The 19,897-nt window shown below is 49.0% G+C and carries 13 protein-coding genes; all 13 read left to right on the top strand.

Annotated features, from left to right (window positions below; translation table 11 throughout):
- Window positions 1-113 precede the first annotated feature (113 nt).
- The 13 genes from HMPREF1548_RS05740 to HMPREF1548_RS05680 all read left to right on the top strand — a co-directional run bounded on the left by HMPREF1548_RS05740 (window position 114) and on the right by HMPREF1548_RS05680 (window position 19,690).
- Window positions 114-1,799 (top strand): extracellular solute-binding protein, encoded by a 1,686-nt coding sequence (locus HMPREF1548_RS05740; RefSeq protein ID WP_162162494.1) that lies wholly within the window; start codon window positions 114-116, stop codon window positions 1,797-1,799.
- 108 nt (window positions 1,800-1,907) lie between these two features.
- The gene (locus HMPREF1548_RS05735; protein ID WP_021634901.1) at window positions 1,908-2,831 is read left to right on the top strand and encodes an ABC transporter permease; all 924 of its coding nucleotides are present in this window, start codon (window positions 1,908-1,910) and stop codon (window positions 2,829-2,831) included.
- A gap of 9 nt (window positions 2,832-2,840) precedes the next feature.
- Window positions 2,841-3,725: a carbohydrate ABC transporter permease gene (locus HMPREF1548_RS05730; RefSeq protein WP_021634900.1), complete on the top strand. Its 885-nt coding sequence runs from the start codon at window positions 2,841-2,843 to the stop codon at window positions 3,723-3,725.
- A gap of 46 nt (window positions 3,726-3,771) precedes the next feature.
- Window positions 3,772-5,397 carry a response regulator transcription factor gene (locus HMPREF1548_RS05725; protein WP_021634899.1) on the top strand — a complete coding sequence of 542 codons (1,626 nt, stop codon included), beginning with the start codon at window positions 3,772-3,774 and terminating at the stop codon, window positions 5,395-5,397.
- Between the two features lie 2 nt (window positions 5,398-5,399).
- Window positions 5,400-6,380: a cupin domain-containing protein gene (locus HMPREF1548_RS05720; protein ID WP_021634898.1), complete on the top strand. Its 981-nt coding sequence runs from the start codon at window positions 5,400-5,402 to the stop codon at window positions 6,378-6,380.
- A 24-nt stretch (window positions 6,381-6,404) separates the two neighbouring features.
- Window positions 6,405-8,933 (top strand): glycoside hydrolase family 3 protein, encoded by a 2,529-nt coding sequence (locus HMPREF1548_RS05715; RefSeq protein WP_021634897.1) that lies wholly within the window; start codon window positions 6,405-6,407, stop codon window positions 8,931-8,933.
- Between the two features lie 28 nt (window positions 8,934-8,961).
- Window positions 8,962-10,452 carry a carboxylesterase/lipase family protein gene (locus HMPREF1548_RS05710; RefSeq protein WP_025490834.1) on the top strand — a complete coding sequence of 497 codons (1,491 nt, stop codon included), beginning with the start codon at window positions 8,962-8,964 and terminating at the stop codon, window positions 10,450-10,452.
- Between the two features lie 519 nt (window positions 10,453-10,971).
- On the top strand, window positions 10,972-12,375 hold the full coding sequence (locus tag HMPREF1548_RS05705) for a GntR family transcriptional regulator (protein ID WP_021634893.1): 1,404 nt from the start codon (window positions 10,972-10,974) through the stop codon (window positions 12,373-12,375).
- Between the two features lie 60 nt (window positions 12,376-12,435).
- Window positions 12,436-14,661, top strand: coding sequence for a response regulator (locus HMPREF1548_RS05700; protein WP_021634892.1), 2,226 nt, complete (start codon window positions 12,436-12,438; stop codon window positions 14,659-14,661).
- A gap of 34 nt (window positions 14,662-14,695) precedes the next feature.
- Complete coding sequence (locus HMPREF1548_RS05695) at window positions 14,696-16,393, top strand: methyl-accepting chemotaxis protein (protein WP_021634891.1); 1,698 nt, start codon at window positions 14,696-14,698, stop codon at window positions 16,391-16,393.
- Between the two features lie 202 nt (window positions 16,394-16,595).
- Window positions 16,596-17,555 carry a hypothetical protein gene (locus HMPREF1548_RS05690; protein WP_146045302.1) on the top strand — a complete coding sequence of 320 codons (960 nt, stop codon included), beginning with the start codon at window positions 16,596-16,598 and terminating at the stop codon, window positions 17,553-17,555.
- Window positions 17,556-17,707: 152 nt separating this feature from the next.
- Window positions 17,708-18,412, top strand: a complete 705-nt coding sequence (locus tag HMPREF1548_RS05685; protein WP_021634887.1) for a LytR/AlgR family response regulator transcription factor — start codon at window positions 17,708-17,710, stop codon at window positions 18,410-18,412.
- 12 nt (window positions 18,413-18,424) lie between these two features.
- The gene (locus tag HMPREF1548_RS05680) at window positions 18,425-19,690 is read left to right on the top strand and encodes a sensor histidine kinase (protein WP_021634886.1); all 1,266 of its coding nucleotides are present in this window, start codon (window positions 18,425-18,427) and stop codon (window positions 19,688-19,690) included.
- The last annotated feature ends 207 nt before the right edge of the window (window positions 19,691-19,897 follow it).

Below are 19,897 nucleotides of genomic sequence, written 5' to 3'. Positions count from 1 at the left end.
AGAAAGTTGCATTGTTGGATTCCGTTTTCCTTTTTATACTGGCCTTAGATGAAAAACACAGCCGGGAAGGCAACGGACGGCTGGAGGAAAACAAAACTCAAGGAGGAAAACACATGAAGAAGAAAATTGCGTTATTGCTGGCGGCGGCAATGACCGTAAGCCTGATGGCAGGCTGCGGCGGGGATTCCGGCAGTGCACAGACAGCGGGAAACAGTGAAGCGGCCAGCGCTGTCACCGAGGAAGAGGTGGATCCCAGGTTTAAATATGAGGAACCGGTTACCCTGACCTCTTATTTTGAAATCTCACCGGCTTTGGGTGAGTTCAATAAGGAAGACATGCTTAACAGCGTTTATTACACCAGGATGACCGAAGAAACCAACATTTCCATCGACTGGCTTTGGTATGCGGCAAACACGCCGGATGATTCCCAGCAGAAGAAGAGCGTGGCCATTGCCTCCGGCGAAATCCCGGATTTCATGATTGTCAACAGCTCCCAGCTTTCCCTGCTTGCCAAGAGCGACCTGATTAACCGGAACATCGGTGAGGTATTTAAAAAATATGCATCCGATGAGCTGATGGCATGGACGACCGGGGAAGGAGATGCCGCGCTGGAGGCCGCAACCGATAAGGGAGAAATCATTGCGATTCCGCTGGTGGATTCCTCCATTGATAAAGCCCCCATGCTGTGGATCAGAAGAGACTGGATTAAGAAGCTGGGCCTGGAAATGCCCAAAACCCTGGATGAACTGTACAATGTCATGGTTGCCTTCCGGGATCAGGATCCGGACGGAAACGGGAAAGACGATACCATCGGCATGGTATTCCACAATAATTTCCTCAGCGCCGGACTGGGCGACGGCGTGGGCGTTTTCAACGGCTTTGGCGCTTATCCCACCGCCTGGATTGAAGACGGGAACGGCGGTCTGGTATATGGCTCCGTGAAGGAGGAAAATAAGGATGCGTTAAACTTCCTGGCAAAAATGTATCAGGAAGGGCTGATTGAACAGGATTTCTCCTCCAATGACGAGGTAAAGGCTTCCGAAGCGGCGGCTTCCGGACGGGCGGGCATCCAGTACGGCCTGATGTGGAACGCCAACTGGCCCCTGAATTCCACAGTCCAGAACGACATAGAAGCCGACTGGGTAGCCCTTCCCATTCCCACGGCTGTGGACGGGGATGCAAAGCCCCAGATTTCCCTCGCTATTACAGGCTATGTTGTGGTAAACAAGAAATGTGAGCACCCGGAGGCAGTGGTGAGGATGCTGAACTTCTGGGTAGATAAATACGGATATTCCGGAGAGGAATATAATGATTATCTGGTGAAGGATGCCAACGACGTCCTGAACTTCCCTCTCCACTGGGTTATGCTGAAGACCTGGTTCCCCTTAAAGAATCTGACAATCCACAACAATATTGTGGCGGCGCTTGAGAGCGGCGACAGCTCCTCACTGAATGCCGAGGAGCTGGTAAGCTATAATGACATCCAGAATTACCTCTCGGGCGATATCGTGACCAGCTACGGCGGAATGAAGACCTTCGGCAATGACATGTCGGCTTACGATACCATGAACGAATATTATGAGAAGGATATGTTCCTGTGGGATAAGTTCACCACCGGCCCCACACCGACCATGGGTCAGAAGATGTCCACCGTGACGGATAAGGTGATGGAGTATTACACCAAGGTTATCATGGGCATTGAGACTACCGACAATTTCGATGATTTTGTCAAGGAGCTGAATTCTCTGGGACTTGATAAAATAACGGAAGAAGTAAACGAGTGGTACGCAGGTAAGTAATCATGAAAGGGAGCTGGGCATAAAAGACGTGAGAGTTCACACAACGTAAACTGTTGCGAAAGGGCCTCGCTCCCTTTTTGTGAAGCAAGCAGAGAGAAGGGGACTGGGATGAAACAGAAAAAAAGCCTGGGCACAATTATGAAGAGGGAATGGCCTCTGCACGTAATGCTGCTGCCCGCAATCATTTTATTAATCATTTTTGCCTATCTTCCCATGGTAGGTATTGTAATCGCCTTTCAGGACTTTGTCCCGTCGGGCGGGATGAAAGGGTTTTTCACCTCCGAATGGGTGGGACTTGATAATTTCAAATATATTTTCGGCATGAAGGATTTCCGGCAGGTGCTGGTGAATACGCTGGTCATCGCGCTTTTGAAAATCATTGCGGGCATTATCGTGCCCCTGGTTCTGGCTCTTTTGTTAAATGAAGTAAATAACAAGGTGTTCAAGAAAGCGACGCAGACGATCATCTATGTTCCGTATTTCCTTTCCTGGGTGGTCCTGGGCGGTATTCTGGTGGATATTCTTTCGCCTACCAGCGGGATTGTAAATACCGCGATTACCGCACTTGGCCATGAACCTGTCTTTTTCCTGGGAAGTCTGGAAACCATCCGGGGAACCCTGGTGGCCTCCGATGTATGGAAAGGCTGCGGCTACAATATGGTAATCTTTCTGGCTGCGCTGACTGCCATCGATCAGAGCCAGTACGAGGCGGCCAAGGTAGACGGCGCAGGCTATTTTAAACAGATGCTTTATATTACGCTGCCCGGCATCCTGCCGCAGATCATCCTGGTGACGGTCCTGGGCATGGGCAATATCTTAAACGCAGGCTTTGACCAGGTATTTAACCTGTACAGCCCCATCGTTTATCAGAAAGCCGATATCCTGGACACCTATGTGTACCGCCTGGGTATGCTGAATCTGCAGTACAGCGTTTCCACCGCAGTGGGGCTGTTCAAATCAGTGATTTCCTTTATCCTGATCGCCTCATCCTTCACCCTTGCAAAGAAATTTGCAAATTACAGAATTTTTTAGGAGGCCGTTATGAAAATAAAATCATCTCCTGCAAGAAAGGCATTTCTGGTAGTCAACTATTTTTTCCTGACGCTGGTCATGTGTATCTCCCTGTTTCCGCTGGTGCATGTGTTCGCCCTTTCCTTAAGCTCCAATTCCGCGGCGCAGGCGGGCTGGGTAACCATCCTCCCGGTGGATTTCACCCTGGATTCCTATCAATATATCCTGGCAAAACCGGAATTTTTCCAATCCTTCGGCGTGTCGGTGGTCAGAGTGGTCCTGGGGACCCTGCTCAGCATAGGGCTCACAATCCTGTGCGCTTATGCCATGGCTCAGCCGGATGAAAGATTCCATGCGAGAAAATATTATGTCTGGGTGTTCCTGGTGACCATGGTATTCTCCGGCGGGCTGATCCCTCTGTTTATCGTAGTGAAATCCGTGGGAATCTACAACAGCATCTGGGCGCTGATACTGCCCGGCGCGGTGCAGACCTTCAATATCATACTGATGCTGAACTTTTTCAGGGGCCTTCCCTATGCGCTGACGGAATCCGCACTGATTGACGGGGCAAACCACTTCCAGATCATGACGAAAATTATCGTGCCGGTATCCAAGCCCTCTCTGGCGACCGTGGGTCTGTTCACCATGGTAAATCACTGGAATTCCTGGTTTGACGGCATGATTTACATCAGCGATACCGCCAAGTATCCGCTGCAGACCTACCTGCGTAACGTCATCCAGTCGGTGGATATCGCCAGCATCGACCTGACCAGCGTGGGCGCCATGACAAATGTGTCACAGAAAACCGTGACGGCGGCGCAGATTTTCGTGGCGATTATCCCTATCCTTCTTGTTTATCCGCTGCTCCAGAAGTACTTCATTACCGGTATGACGCTGGGAAGTGTGAAGGAGTAGCAGCAGGCGGTACTGGCCCAAAAAGCGGCAGGAGTGAGAAGAAACTATGTACAGTGTTTTGATTGTTGATGATGAAAAAATGATCCGGGATGACGTATACGGCCTGCTTTCCATGGAGGAATCCCTGGAGCTTGATCTGACGACGGCGGCCAGCGGGGTAGAGGCGCAGGCCATCCTGGAAAAAAGGAAGATAGATATCGTGATTATGGATATCAACATGCCGCAGATGTCAGGTCTGGAGCTGTACGATATCGTCAGGGAAAGATGGCCTTTCTGTAAGGTCATCTTTCTCACGGGCTATTCTGATTTTGACTATGTATATAAGGTACATAAGCATGCAAAATATGTGCTGAAGGCGGAGGAAGATGAAAAGATACTGGAGGCTCTGCGGGAGTCTGTGGAAGAAATCGAGAACAGCCTCCTGCTGGAACGCCTGACCGATCTGCAGCGGGAACAGCAGAAGAAACCGCTGCTCCATGAAAGAAGCATGTTTTTACGGGAGCTTTTTGAAGGATACAGGGGCCTGTCCCAGCTTACCGGGGAGCTGTCGGTACAGCTTGGGATCAATCTGGATCCGGAAAAAGAAGTGTATTACCTTCTCCTCAGGCATGAAGCCTGGTACTGTGAGAATTACCAGGAGCAGCAGAATAGCACCCAGGACTGTTATCAGCTGCTGGAACGGTATTTCCTGGATTTCATGCGGGGCGCCTTTTTTGAATACAACAAGAATTACATCGTACTTCTTCTCCAGCCTGAAAAGCTGCTGCATGAGGAAACCATTGTAAAAATGCTGGCCGGCGCGGGGGAGCTGTTCCAGAAGGCGCTGAAAAAGAACCTGGGCAGGACGGTATCCATCCTGGTGGGGGAACGGCCGGTCACCCTGTCACAGCTATTGCAGGAATTTATCGGCATATGCGACCGTATGATCTGGCTGTCCGGGGAAGAGCTGGTGCAGGAGGGCCTGCAGAAGGAGGCACTCGCCAAAGAAACCCTGCCGGAGCACAAAAAGCAGGAGCTGATGCAGATGCTGTGGCGGCTGGAATATTATCTGGAAGGGATGGAGGAAGAAAATTCCCTGAATGTGCTGCGTCAGCTGCAGACAGAGCTGCAGAGCGTCAAGAGCATGCACGATCTGTTCGCGCTGGAGGCATACTGCACCATCAGCTCCCGGCTGATCGGCTGGATCAAGCGCCTGGAGCTGCACGAGGAGCTGGCCTTTCGGGTAGGCACCCTGAATTTGTACAATGTGTCAATGCATGCCAACTGGCAGGATGCCTTCGGCTACCTGCGGCATGTGGCGGAGAGCATTTTTTCCCTGAAAAACCAGAGTGTGGAAAAGCAGACCGAGGACGTGGTGAACCAGGTGAAAAAGTACATTGTGGAGCATCTGGACGGCGACACCTCCCTGTACAACCTGGCGGAGCAGGTACATTTCAGCCAGGAATATCTGCTGCGGATTTTCAAGAAAAAAGAAGGGATTACCATCCTTCAGTATATCAATGACTTAAAGCTGGCTGCGGCCAAGCAGCTGCTCACGGATTCGGAGCTGCAGGTAAGAGAGATTGCGGACCGGCTGGGCTTTGCCAGCCAGGGTTATTTCGGTCGTTTTTTCCGGAATAAGACAGGCCTGACGCCCAATGCCTACCGGGAAGCGGAAAAGAGGAAACAATAATTATGGAAGACAATACAAGATATCTGGTACGCTGTGAAGAAGCCTCCGACTGGGTCCGCCATGTGGATGAGGGCACCCAGATCGTGAATGATTTCTATCTGCCCCAGGGACCTTTTGAAAAAAATGAAATGAGCGATACGATCTATCACGCAGGGACAAAGGTGAACTATCATGAACACTCCCAGGGCTATGAAACCTTTTTTATTGCCAGGGGCTCCGTAGAGTGCACCATCCGCGGCAAAAAGGCAGTGGCGCAGACCGGGGATATCGTACACCTGCCGCCCTATACCCCTCATGGCTTCGTATTTCTGGAGGAGGGCACCATCTGGCGGGAGCTGTTCCAGGAAATTAACATGCAGCAGGGAATCCTGAACAAAAACATGATATTGAAGCACTATCCTGATTTATATGAGGATCCGGAATTTATCGGGATGTACCGGGAGGCTAACGGATCCTTTGTCCGGGAGAAGGAGGTGCAGGACATCGCACCAGTAGTTCCCAAAAGTGAAATCCCGGAAATCCGGGAGCCGGGCTTTGCCTGGGCCAGGCACTGCGGCGACGGCTGGGAGCTGAAGCTGAAGGTGGGCCGTTTTGAGTGCAACGGGGCAAAAGAGGTATGGGAAGCGAATCTGGATGCGGGTATTACCATAGAATACCAGGATCCCCACCCTTATTTTGAGCTGTATTATATTACGAAGGGCAGGGTGAGGTTTACCATTCTGGAGGGCTTTGCGGACGAGGCTGTGTTCGTAGCCGAAGCGGGGAGCATTGTACGGATTCCGCCCTATGCGAAACATAAAATTGAAGTGGTGGAGGCAGCGCAGCTGTTCGACAACGGATGTGAAATCCGGCTGATGAGCATGCTGGAGGATCTGGCGGCCATACGGGCGGCGAGACCACAGGTGCTGGAGGATCCGGTAATGAAAAAGAAGCTGCTGCGAAAATATAAATGCTTCGTCACCGCATTTTATAAAAAAGCCTGAGTATTGCAGAAAAGGGGAAAAGGGATGGAATTAAAAAAGCGTGTCAGAACATACAGCGGGACAAAGGAAAACGCGCCCGGCGAACTGGAATTACGAAACCGTAAAATTGCCCGGAGGGCTGCGGCAGAAGGAATCGTATTGTTAAAAAATGAAGGCGTGCTGCCTTTAAAAAAAGGGGCGAAGGCCGCTTTATTTGGAGGCGGCGCCGTGGGGACAATCAAAGGAGGAACCGGCTCAGGAGATGTGAATGCCCGTGAGACTGTGAGCATTTACCAGGGCTTTGTGGATGCGGGAATCCCCCTTATCAACAGGGACTGGCTGGAGGAATATGCAGAAATTTACCGGCAGGCCAGAGAGGAATGGAAAGAAGAAATACTTTCGGAAGCGGCCAGACGGGGGAAGGGTAAGTTCTTTGAGGTATATTCCTCCCATATTTTCCGCATGCCTGCCGGAAGCGCATTGAAGCAGGCGGATGTGGAGGGCGCTGACGTGGTGTTTTACGTGATCAGCCGCACCGCGGGCGAGGATGCGGATCGTTTCCTGGAGCCGGGGGATTATTATCTGACGGAGGAAGAAAAAGCGGAGCTGGCCTTTCTGGATGCCGCCTGTGAAAATCTGGCGGTCATTTTAAATACGGGAGGCGTCATTGATCTGCAGGATATCCTGGGTCTGACCCATTTGAAGGGGCTGGTGCATATTTCCCAGCCCGGCATGGAGGGTGGCAATGCGCTGGCGGATGTGCTGACGGGGAAGGTTACGCCCGGCGGAAAGCTCACCGGCACCTGGGCGAAGGATTATGGCGATATCCCCAATGCGGAAAATTACAGCCACAACAACGGCGATGTGCAGAAGGAATATTATACGGAAGGGATTTATGTGGGCTACCGCTATTTTGACAGCTTCCGGAAGGAAACGGCATATCCCTTCGGCTTCGGGCTGTCCTATACAAGCTTTTCCATACGGACGGAGGAGGTCTGCCCGGAAGAAAAGGGCGGGGCATACGTGACGGTGACGGTAAAAAACACCGGAGATACCTGGGCGGGCCGGGAGGTGGTGCAGGTATATCTCTCCTGTCCCCAGGACGGGCTGGAAAAAGAATACCGCAGGCTGTGCGGTTTTGCCAAAACGAAGCTTCTGGAGCCGGGAGAGGGCGAACAGCTGCGTATCCCAATCCCTTCTAAAAATATGGCCTCCTTCTCGGAAGAAAAATCAGCCTGGATAGTGGAAAAAGGACAGTACGGCGTATGGGTGGGAAATTCCTGCGCCGACTTGGAAATCTCCGGCGTGCTGGAGGTAGAGGAGGATACCGTTATTGAAGCGGTGAAGCATATCCTGCCTTTGCAGGAGCCTTTAAAGGAGCTGTCCTGTCCCAAAGACCTGCGGCTTTTGATGGAGCGGGCCTGGAAGGAGGAAGCGAAGGCGCGGGGCATCCTTCCAATCACCTGTGTTCCCGTAAAGGAAACCGCCGGGAGCTATCCTGTGACGGAGGCGGAAAAAATGGCGGAGGAGCTGACTGCAAAGCTTTCGGAGGAACAGCTGACGGCCATGGTCATCGGGGAAATCAGCAAAGGACAGGGGCAGGCGCTTGGCTCCGCGGGCATTATGGTGCCGGGAGCCGCCGGAGAGACCAGCAGCTGTTTGGAGGAAGCATACGGAGTGCCCGGAGTGCCTATGGCGGACGGCCCGGCGGGGCTGCGGCTGATGAAGTCCTATGAGGTGGATCGGGCCACCGGGCGGATCAACAGCCAGGGGATTTTCGGGGCGCTGGAGGGCGGTATTTTCGCCGACCAGACGGTGCATGAAAATACGGATACCTATTATCAGTACGCCACCGCCTTCCCGGTGGGCACCCTTCTGGCCCAGTCCTGGGATACCGGGCTTGTGGAGGAAGTGGGCCGGGCCGTGGCGGCGGAAATGGAAGCCTTCGGAGTGAGCTGGTGGCTTGCCCCTGGCATGAATATCCACAGAAACCCGCTCTGCGGCAGAAATTTTGAGTATTTTTCCGAGGATCCGCTGTTAAGCGGCAGTATGGCGGCGGCCATTACGAAGGGGGTTCAAAGCTGTAATGGCGTGGGAACCACCATCAAGCATTTTGCCTGCAATAATCAGGAAGACAACCGCATGGGCTGTGACAGCATCGTTTCCGAAAGAGCGCTCAGGGAAATCTATCTGCGGGGCTTTGAAATCGCGGTGAAGACGGCGCAGCCCATGGCGATCATGACCTCCTATAACCTGATTAACGGCGTGCATACAGCCAACAGTAAGGATCTGTGCACCGTGGCGGCGAGGGAGGAATGGAATTTCCAGGGGATTATCATGACGGACTGGACGACGACGATGCCCCGGGGCGGAAGCAGCGCCTGGGGATGTATAGCGGCTGGGAACGATCTGATTATGCCGGGCTGTGAGGGGGACAAGGAAAGTATCCTGAAGGCCTTGGCGGAAGGAACTTTGGACAGGGAGGAGCTGAAGGCCTGTGTGAAGCGGATGCTGCGGGTGATTTTCCAGACAAACGCCTATGAGGCTTCGGTTCCCTATGAGGCGGGCCGGTAAATGTGTACCGGCCGGAAGGAGAAAGAAAATGGATAATTTTGTGATTGAGACAGCCTCCGGAAAGGTCAGGGGCTTTGCGGAGGACGGCCAGATCGCTTTTCGCGGCATCCCCTATGCCATGCCTCCCGTGGGAGAGCTGCGGTTGAAGCGGGCGGTTCCGGTAAAGCCCTGGGAGGGCGTGCTGGATGCGATGGCATACGGCCCCAAGGCGGTGCAGTATAATGACGGCGTATGCGAAGGCTCAGAGGACTGCCTGACTTTAAATATCAGAAGACCCATGGAGGGAGAGAACCTTCCGGTACTGGTTTATATCCACGGCGGCGGCTACAACTCCGGCTGTGCCTCCGACGAGCTGTACCACGGCAAATCCTTCGTCAGCCACGGGATTGTATATGTCAGCTTCCAATACCGTCTGAACGTCTTCGGTTTTTATGATTTTACCGGCTATCCCGGCTGTGAGGAGTTTGACAGCAACTGCGGGCTGTCGGACCATATTGTTGCCATGCAGTGGATTCATGAGAATATCCGGGCCTTCGGCGGCGATCCGGAAAGGGTGACGATAGCCGGGGAATCCGCCGGGGGAACGTCCATGATAGCGCTGATGGCCGCGCCGGGCGCAAAGGGTACCTTCGGGCAGGTAATCGCTTCCAGCGCCCTGCCGAACTGCTTTTTTACCAAAGAGACGGCAAAGAAAAACATTGACCTTTTTCTGGAGGGAATAGGCTGGACAGAAAAGGATCTGCCGAGACTGAAGGAAATCGATGCCTATGAGGTACTAAAGGGAAACGAATATGTGGCAAAAGAGCATCAGTACCGCAATCCCGGCATTTTCCTGCCTACCGTTTCCATTGACGACCTTTTGCCGGAAAGGCCCCTGGAAGCGATAGCGCGGGGGAGCGCAGAAGGAATCCGTCTGATGATTGGCTCCAACCTTCATGAAGGAACCATGTTTGTCCGCCCGGAACAGACGAATTTCCCCAATTCCTGGGATATGGTAAGGGAAATGTTTGTGAAGAACCACAACGAGGCGGGCTTTGCGCGGATCAAGGATTATTATGAAAAAGGAAATGATGGCAGCGTCAATGGGGTGGAGATGGCTTTCATCAATTTTGCCACGGATTATGCGTTCCAGATGCCTGCGGTGAGGACGGCGCAGGCCCAGAAGGGCCATGGCCCGGTATGGATGTACCGTTATGAATTTATATCGCAGATGGCGCGCAAGACAGGAATGCTTTGTTCCCACGCCATGGATCTGCCCTGCGATTTCAACTGCCTGGAATTCGGCTTCAGTGCGTTTGTATTTCAAGATGAACCGAAGGAAAATGTGGAGAAGATCGTCAATGATGTGCATCTGCGCTGGGTAAATTTTATCAAGACAGGCGATCCCGGGCAGGACTGGCCGCAATATGCAGGCTATGACTCCCCGGTCATGATCTATGACCGCACGAGCGGGGCGCGGCAGCTTGACAGGACAAAGCTGATGGATGTGTGGGGTGATATGAGGTTTTATGAGGATTAGGAAAGCTGTGCGCCCGGAATCCTGAAAGGGCGGCGGCTTCGGAGAAAAAAAGAAAGTACGGATCCGTCATAGCGGTCATTAGCTGACTGCTGTGGCGGATCTGTTTTTTATAGGAAATTCCTGTTAAAGTTTGCCCATAACCGCCGCCATTTCATATCCGAAACAATGCAGAATGGATTCCCTCCAACGGTTGAAGGAAAGAAAAAGATTATGTTTTTATTTGGAGATAGCTCTGTGCAGCCGTTGGACGGATTTATGTTTTCTGTAATGAGTTTGTTATCTTCATGCCTGTTGTAATGAAACGTGCCAGAACCGCCATCATAAGGAAATATCCATTGCGTATACATTTAAAGCGTGCTATAATTGAGCCTGTAACCAATGTGAGCAGGGATAAACTGATATGAGCAGGGTTATTCCAATGTGAGCAGGAAAGCAAAAAACTATAAAAAACGCTGCTTTGTTGGAAATTGCTGAGTGGCGGCAAACATAAGAGCGGGCGTGCCATGCTGGAGGGCAGGAATGGAAAAAGATAATTTGCTGAGCGAGCTGATTTATGAATACTACGAATCGCGTATCCTTTTTGGCATGTATCGGTATGGGGATCAGTTACGGTCGGTTTCACAAATCTGCGCTTCGTTTGGGCTGGCTCGGAATACGGTTCAGGCTGCTCTGAATAAACTGGAGGCAGCAGGGTACATAAAAACAGAACAACGTAAGATGGCCAGGATTGTGTACCAGGGAACGGAGGAAACCTTCAGGGAGAATGCCATAAAGTATTTTGTACCGCGCAGAGAGGGGATGCTGGATATTAACCGACAGGGACCTCTGCTGTTCTCTCCGGTTTGGGAGAGGGGATTGAGGAACTTTGAGCGGAGTATCTCAGAGGGCACATATAGGAAAACGAATCCAACTGAGATATTGGGCGGGGATCCAACAAAGCTGTATTATGATGTCCTGAGAACATTCAACAATCACTTAATGGACAGTCTGTACTGGCAGTTTTTGCGTTATCTCAATTATTTTTATCCAAATAAAGAGTATGGAATGGGCGATTATATGGAAGACGGCCTTTTGTCAGTTGAGAAGGCCAACCGCATGAAGGCGGAGACGGATGCTTACTATTATCAGAACTTCCTGGAAGTCCTGGCGTTTGTTGATTCAATCTCCGAGGAGCATCACTTGAAGGACGTGCAGCAGATTCCGTTTACATGGATGATCTACCGGAAACGGCCGCAAGTGCGGTATACCCTGGCAGCCACCATCATTCGGGAGATTCTCTGGGAGGTCTATCCCGTTGGCAGTTATCTGCCGTCCCTGCCTAAAATGGCAGAACAGTATAATGTATCATTGATCACGGTACGCCGGACCCTGGATGTGCTGCATTCACTGGGAGTGACTAAAACCTATATGGGGGTCGGGACCCGGGTCTGTATGGAACCCATCCAGCCGGATATACTTGACACGCGGGAAATTCAGGAGAATATGATGCTGCACAAGGAGGGAATGGAACTTCTCTCCCTGACAGTCTATAATGTAACTCTCTTTACTCTGGAATCGATTACCGGGGAAAAGAGAGAAGCTTTACTGCAGGAAATCGGCAGGCTTCGCGGTAAAAATAACAATATTCTGTGTATTGATGTCCTTTTAAAGTTTATCTCCACCGAAGTTCCATCTGCATTCTTAAGGGAGTGTTATGGTAAATTGAGGGAGCTGATGGCGTGGGGATATATTTTCTATGCCGTGTTGAGAGGATCCGGAGAGCAGCCGGATACGGATTTGAACAATTTTATTACCCGGCTGGAAACAGATATGATGGCGGATAATTGGACTGCGTGTGCAGGATCGTGGCAGGCGTTTATTGAGGACAGGCTGGACTTTTTACGCTCAAGGTTTCCGCTGGGGAACCGCCAGGATGAGATATGACGTGCGGTGGCGAAAAGGTTCGTGTATCGTAAAATATGAGAGAATTTGGAGCCAGGCGCGATGAGTAGAGAGAAAAAACCCCCATTAAAGCTATCAAAACTATCACTGATTATCTGCATCGTGGCATTTATTTTTTCGGGTATCAGCATCTGGATTTCTTATGGAATGAATGAAAATGCGCAGCGGATGTATGAACATCCGTATACTGTTTCAAACAGCGCCAGGGCGATGCGGTCGCGGCTGTGGGATATGAAAAGTTTTTCCGGGATCCTTCTGACGCATGAATTTCATACAAAGGAGGATAAGGAATCCTTCTTCCAGGCGCGTTACGACATGCAGAACGGGGAGATTGAAACGATTCGCAGTCTGTACCTGGGACCGTCCCGGGATGTAGATGCCCTCAGGGAGGCAATGGATGCCCTGATCGAAGTCCAGACGAAAGCGTGCGGCTATGCGGAGGGCCATTCATCGGATGAAATCCAGGAATATATGGATACGAATGTATATCCGTGCTATGACCGGGTCAGCGACTGCCTGACGGTGATCATTAATTTTGCGGATACCAAGATATATAGTTTGAAGGAGCAGGTGCAGAAGTCCGGGATTGCGGCCACCATCGTTTCCCTGATGATTGCTTTTTCAACCATCGGGCTGACAATCCTCTCTAACCGGCAGGAGCGGCGCAATATCGAGGCGCTGACCGCCAGGGAACATGAGCTGAAGGATGCGCTCTATCTTGCCCAGCAGTCCAGTGACGCCAAAAAGGATTTTCTCTCCCGGATGTCCCATGAGATACGGACGCCCATGAACATCATTGTGGGCATGACGACGATTGCGGGAGCAAACCTGGAGGATAAGAACCGGGTAAAGGACTGCCTGTCGAAGATCGCATTTTCCTCCAAGCATCTTTTGTCGTTGATCAATGACATCCTCGATATGTCGAAAATTGAAGAGGGAAAACTCACTGTCAACAATGAACTGTTCAGGCTGCCCCAGATGTTTGAGGCGATCGTTCCAGCGATCTACTCCCAGGCAGAGGCAAAGGGGAGCGTGTTTGAATGTAAATTTGATGGCATGGTGTCCGATACGGTCATTGGCGACTCCCTGCGGATCAATCAGATTCTGCTCAATCTGCTCTCGAACGCAGTGAAATTTACACCCGCAGGCGGAAGCATACGCTTGAGTGTGAGCCAGGCGCCTGTAAAAAATGGGAGGACCAGGCTCACCTTTAAGGTGGAGGACAGCGGGATTGGCATGAGTGAAAAATTCCAGCAGCATCTCTTCACCCCATTTGAGCAGGAAGACGGCACAGTGTCCAGGAAATACGGCGGCACCGGCTTAGGGATGGCGATCACTAAGAACCTGGTCAGTTTACTGGGAGGCGTGATCTATGTAAAAAGTAAGCAGGGGGAAGGAACTTCGTTTACGGTGGAGTTACCGGTGAGGGTTCCGGAGGAAGATGAAGGGCAGGAGAGCGGCGTCCTGGACGATCTCAAGGTGCTGGTGGTGGACGATGATGAGAGTTCCTGCACCCACGCGGGCATGCTGCTCAAAAAGATGGGGATTGATGCGGAGTGGGTTCAGCAAGGCAGCGAAGCCATACAGATGGTGTTAAAGGCCCATGAGGAGTACCGCGATTACAATGCATGTCTGATAGACTGGAAAATGCCGGGCATGAATGGAATCGAGGTAACCCGGCGGATCCGCAAGGAGCTTGGGCCGGACACGCTGGTTATTATCATCTCTTCATATGACTGGAGTGAAATCGAGCACGAGGCAAAAGAGGCGGGGGTCAATGCCTTTATTGCAAAGCCGCTGTTTGAATCCTCCCTCTACCAGGTTTTGGCGTCCGCCACCCGCAAGGATCATGCTGTGACGGAGGCGTCCAAAGGCTCAACTGTATCATTTGAGGGAAAGCGTTTCCTGCTGGTGGAGGACAATGAACTGAACCAGGAAATCGCGGTGGAGATTTTGAAAGGGACAGGCGCCGAAATCCAATGTGCGAGAGACGGGAGAGAGGCGGTTGACGAGTTCAATACCTCCGCAGCAGGTTATTACGACCTTATATTGATGGACATACAGATGCCGGTTATGGATGGATACGAGGCGACTAGGGCCATACGCCTCAGCAATCATGAGGATGCTGGCCGTGTACCGATTCTCGCCATGACAGCGAACGCGTTTCGGGAAGATGAGACGGCGGCATTGGCGGCGGGAATGAACGGCCATATTGCGAAGCCGATTGAAGTGGACATGCTTTACAGGAAGATATTGGAACTGTTATAGGAGTGATGTGAATCACCATCGCCGGGAGAAAATTATGTTGAAGAAAATACGGAATATGAAACTAAAGTCCAGGCTGTTATTATCGTATGCGGTAGTAATCGCAATATGTCTGTCGGCCAGTGTTGCCGCTCTGTTCCTAATGAATCGGATTGGCGATAATCTTTCCTCTTTTTATAAAAATAACTACACAGTGACGGTCAATGTGTGGATGGCCAAGAGGGAGATGCAGGCTGCTCGGGGGGATATCTTAAATGCCGTTTTGGATTCTGATGCGGAAGAGTCCATGCAGTTCATTGAAAATGCGAAGGAAAGCCTCAGAAACATGCGTGCGACATTTCCCGTAATCCGTAAATCCTTCAAAGGGGATATTGCGATGGTGGACCGGGTGGATGAGCTGCTGCAGCAGGCAATTGTCTACCGCGACCAGGTATTCGGACTGGTGGAGACGGGAAAGACGGATGAGGCCTACGAGGTCATGAAGTCAAACTATGTTCCGATTCTGAATCAAATGGCGGATCTTCTCCAGCAGATCGCGGATGTGGCGGGGGAGAACGCACGGACCATGGTGAAGGAAGGGGAATATGCGCAGACATCGGCGATCATTGTCATTATGCTCATCATGGCTCTTAGCATCATGGCTGCGGCGTTGTTGGGTATTTATATTTCCAATAGCATCCGGAAGCCTGTGAAGGAGATTGAGGACGCTGCCGTCCAGCTGGCAAACGGCAAGCTGGACGGAGTGCATGTTACCTATATGTCAAGAGATGAGTTGGGGCAGATGTCGGACAGTATACGGGATTTAATCAGCTACCAAAAGACGATTATTGAAGATATCAGCGATATCCTTGGCGATATGTCCGAGGGAAATTTTAAAGTCCAATCCAATGTAAAAGAATACTACAGGGGACGTTATGACTGCATCCTGGTGGCGATGCGGAAGCTGCGGAACAGACTCAGCAATACCCTTGGGCAGATCAGCCAGTCCGCAAGGCAGGTCGCGGATGGCAGCGAACAAATATCCTCAGAAACACAGCTCCTTGCCATCGGGGCTGAGGAACAGGCCTGTTCAATTGAAAAGCTTGCTGCAGCCGTAAATGAGATATCTGAGCATGTCAGGGAGACAAAGGAGAACGCGAATGAAGCGCGCGGGCAGACGGACCAGGCAGGTGAACAGGTCTTTGAGAGCAACCAGCAGATGCAGGAAATGATCCGCGCAATGAACATAATCAGTGAAAAGTCCAGCGAGATCTACAAGATTGTGAAGACAATTGAGGATATCGCATTCCAGACGAATATCCTGGCGTTAAATGCTTCTGTGGAGGCAGCAAGGGCCGGTGAACCGGGCGCGGGATTTGCGGTGGTCGCGCGAGAAATCCGTGCTCTGGCGGATAAGACAGCGATTGCCTCCAAAAACACGGCGGCATTGATCGAGGAATCGGTGTCGGCGGTAAAAAATGGAGAAATGGTTGCCCGCGCAACGGCCGATTCACTGTTGCAGGTTGTCAAGAGCACAAAACAGGTTGTTTTGGTTGTGGACAGGATCGCTTCTGCTACAGAGAATGAAAATGTATCCATTTCCAATATCACAGCGGAGGTGAGCCAGATCTCAGATGTGGTGCAGAATAATGTCTCGACATCCGAGGAGTTGGCGGCCGCCAGCGAGGAGTTCTCCACGCAGGCGCAGATACTTGGCAATATGATTGGGCAGTTTAAGCTGTATGAAGAGAATTAGGCGGTATAAGGACGGGTGGAAGAGGCCCGTCCTTTTTGAATGTAATTTTAAGCAGGCAAAGACCAGTGCGGCCGCGCGGGAAGAACACGGCAGCTATTTTCACCGGAAACAGATACAAATTTCGAATTGTACAAAACTTTTCTTCCTTTTCATTATACTATAAGGATATATTTATCTTCTTACAGGAAAGGAGACCATAAAAATGGCGTGTCGATTAAAAATAATTTCCGGTGTTACTATTTTTTGTATCCTTACCGGATGCGGAAGAAGTTATGCAGATGGTTTTTCAGTTTCCGGCTCTTCGAAAGATTTTAATGAGAGCGGGACTTTTTATGAGCAAGACAGCGAAAACAGAGAAAGGGGAAATGGTAATAGTTATTTTAGTAACTTTTCGGTTGCTGGTTCCTCTGAAGATTATCATATGAAGGGGACACTTCATATGGAAGGTGTGGAAGAAAATGAAACCTGGGAGCGCATAGCAATTGTAAAGTCGAAAAAAAATACAACCATAAATTTAGAGGGAACCCTTGAAAACGAAACGGGCAGTATAAATATCAGATATCTTGCGCCGGATGGTTCGGAAAATCTTATATTTAGTGATGAAGGTACAATAAAACAAAATGTAGAGATAAAAAAAGGAACAGGTGAAATCTTTTTTGTTGGGGAAGAGGCGGAAAACAGTATTGATTTTGATTTAAAGATTTGCTTTCCTGAGGAGGTGCGTCTGACTCTTGTGCAAAACAGCTTAAATGATTTGGTTGAACCAATTCTGGATGATATTATTCCGGATGAAATAATCCCGGACGAAATAATTCCGGAGGATAATGAACAAAAACAATATTGGAGAACGGCTGATGATTGGGATATGGATAACTGGCCGGATGGTTTCGGCAGGATAAATAAGGGACTTTATGCAAAAGATTTAAGTATTCAACTTCCGGTCGATAATCCGGGTACAGCAGTGATAGAAGCTGAAACTAAAAAAGGCAGGATAGACCTGAAAATCGTGGATGAAAAAGGCAATATCTGTTTTAATAAAGAGGACATGGGTTCCGATAAATATGAAGTCTTTTTGGACCATGCCGGTAATTATCTCATTATAATTAACGCTGAATGCCACACTGGCAGCTTCAATATAAACATGCTCCGGGAAAAGGAATAACCAGATTGCAAATAAGGGAGGCACCTGCCGTGTGATGCCTTCTTTTTTATACATTTTTCCAGTGAATAAAAAGTCAAAGGTGTATTCTGGTTTTTAATCATATAGAATATAGACATCAATTATCTTATTCCCGTTTGCAGAAGGAGAATATTATGTATAAAATTGGAATCTGTGATGACAGCAAGCTTACATGCACAGAACTTGAAAATATGCTGAGAGACATTATGCAAAGCCTGAGAATAGAAGCAGAAATTGAACCATGGTATTCCGGAGAATCGTTATGCAAATATCTGGAAGCCGGGAACCGGTTTGATCTGATTTTTCTGGATATAGAATTGTTAAAGTTAAGTGGGATTGATGTTGGAAACTACATCAGGAATTATCTGGATGATTTAAAAACCAGCATAATTTATATCTCTTATAACAGAAGTTATGCAATGCGGCTGTTCAAAATACAGCCGCTTGATTTTCTGGTAAAACCGCTGCAATACAATTCGGTCAGAGAATCGGTTGAGATGTTCCTGAAACGTGCCGGAAGAAAGAAGACATTTCTTGAATACCGGACAGGTAATAATTACTGCCGGGAAATGTGTGAAGATATCATATATTTAACCAGTGATAATAAGAAAATCCATTTGATTACAATAGCAAATAAGGAGATAGAATTTTATGGAAAACTCAAAGCGCTGAAATCACAGCTGCCTTCTAATTTTATTCAGATCCATCAGTCTTATATTATAAACGAGGATTATATGGTAGAAATCAATTATGAGCAGGTCCAAATGTCAAATGGCGCTATTTTGAATATCAGTAAACCATACCGGGTGGAGGTACGAAACCGGCTGTTGAGAAAATAGAGGGATTTCATTATGAGAATCAATGATGTGGTAATTACAGCAATATCCAATTTATTTCGTGTTTATATATGCTGGAAATTTATTCGGTTTTTCTTTGATGAAAGAAAAGTGGAAGCCAGGACAGAGAAAGCCGTCTATTTCATCTTTTATATAGGAACACTGCTGTTTTTTGTCTGTTTGCAGTCCCATGGAATCAATCTGATTGTTAACCTGGCTGGAATCTTTTTGCTTACTCTGATTTATAAGGGAAGCCTGAAAAAGAAAGCCCTGGCAGCTGTATTAATTTATATAATGAACTGTGGATGCGATACCCTGGCCTATTTCCTTTTCCTGAATTCCAACCAGGATATACCGGAAACCCAGACCTTTTCCATAGTCACAGACCTCCTTCTGTTAATTTGTGTGATTGTAGCTGCCGGAATTCTTGGAGATAAGGCAAAAAAGGAGTTGGAAAAAGGCTTTTGGGTTCTGGTAATGATTCCTGTCCTGAGTATATTGATGATTGTGGGAATTGGCACCCTTGGGCTTTCAAAACAGGGCATTATGCTGTGTATAGGCGTTGGTACGCTGATTATAAATATGGTTGTATTGTATCTATATAATATGCTGCAGGAAGCGCACCAGAACTTCTATGAGAAAGAACTTTTGCAGCAGCAGATAAAAGTATATTCAAATCAACTGGAAACCATATCGCAGACTCAGAAAAAAATACGCCATGTCAGACATGACATGGTACATCATATAAAGGAATTGTACGGCCTTGCCGTAGCTGATAAAAAGGAGGAACTCCTGGCTTATTTGAAGGAAATGGAAGAGGCAGTAGTTAATCCCAAAGAACATGTCTGCACGGGAAATTATAAAATTGACGGTATTTTGAATTATATGCTTGAAAAAGCGGAGAACGAACTTAAGAAGGTTGAGGTAAAAGTAAAGATTCCTGAATGGTTGCATATGGACACGTTTGATCTTGTAATTATTATAGGCAATCTTCTTGATAATGCCATTGAGGCTGCCAGGCAGACGGATGAAAAATATCTGTCTTTCAAAATGACGCTGGAAAAGGGTGTCCTTTTTATTGATGCAGCCAACAGTTACTGTGGAGTAATAAAAATAAGAGAAAGTAAAATCCTGACATCAAAAAGAGATCCGGGAGATCATGGTTTCGGCCTGGAAAGTGTTCAGGAAATTGTCAGAAAACATGACGGAGTGACTGATGTAACGTATGGCAGGGATACGTTTAAAGTAAGAGTAATGATTTACATGAAATCGGTTCGGTGAAAAAGCAGTAAAAAGTTTCATGCTCACATGCTATTCCTGTTCAGCCTGGTTTACAAGCATAGTTTACAAGCCTGCTTTAGCGGAAGAAAAAAACTTGACTTTTAAATCTTACATATGTAATATATAGAACATAACAGTAAATTGACGCACAAAAAATATTTCTTACATGCGTAGGAAAAGGAGAAAATAATTGAAAGAAAAAGGGTT

The organism is Clostridium sp. KLE 1755 (assembly GCF_000466465.2).
GTDB classification, from domain to species: Bacteria; Bacillota; Clostridia; order Lachnospirales; family Lachnospiraceae; genus Eisenbergiella; species Eisenbergiella porci.
Note: the sequence above shows the minus strand (reverse complement) of the source record. Positions and strands in the feature narration are given on the sequence as shown.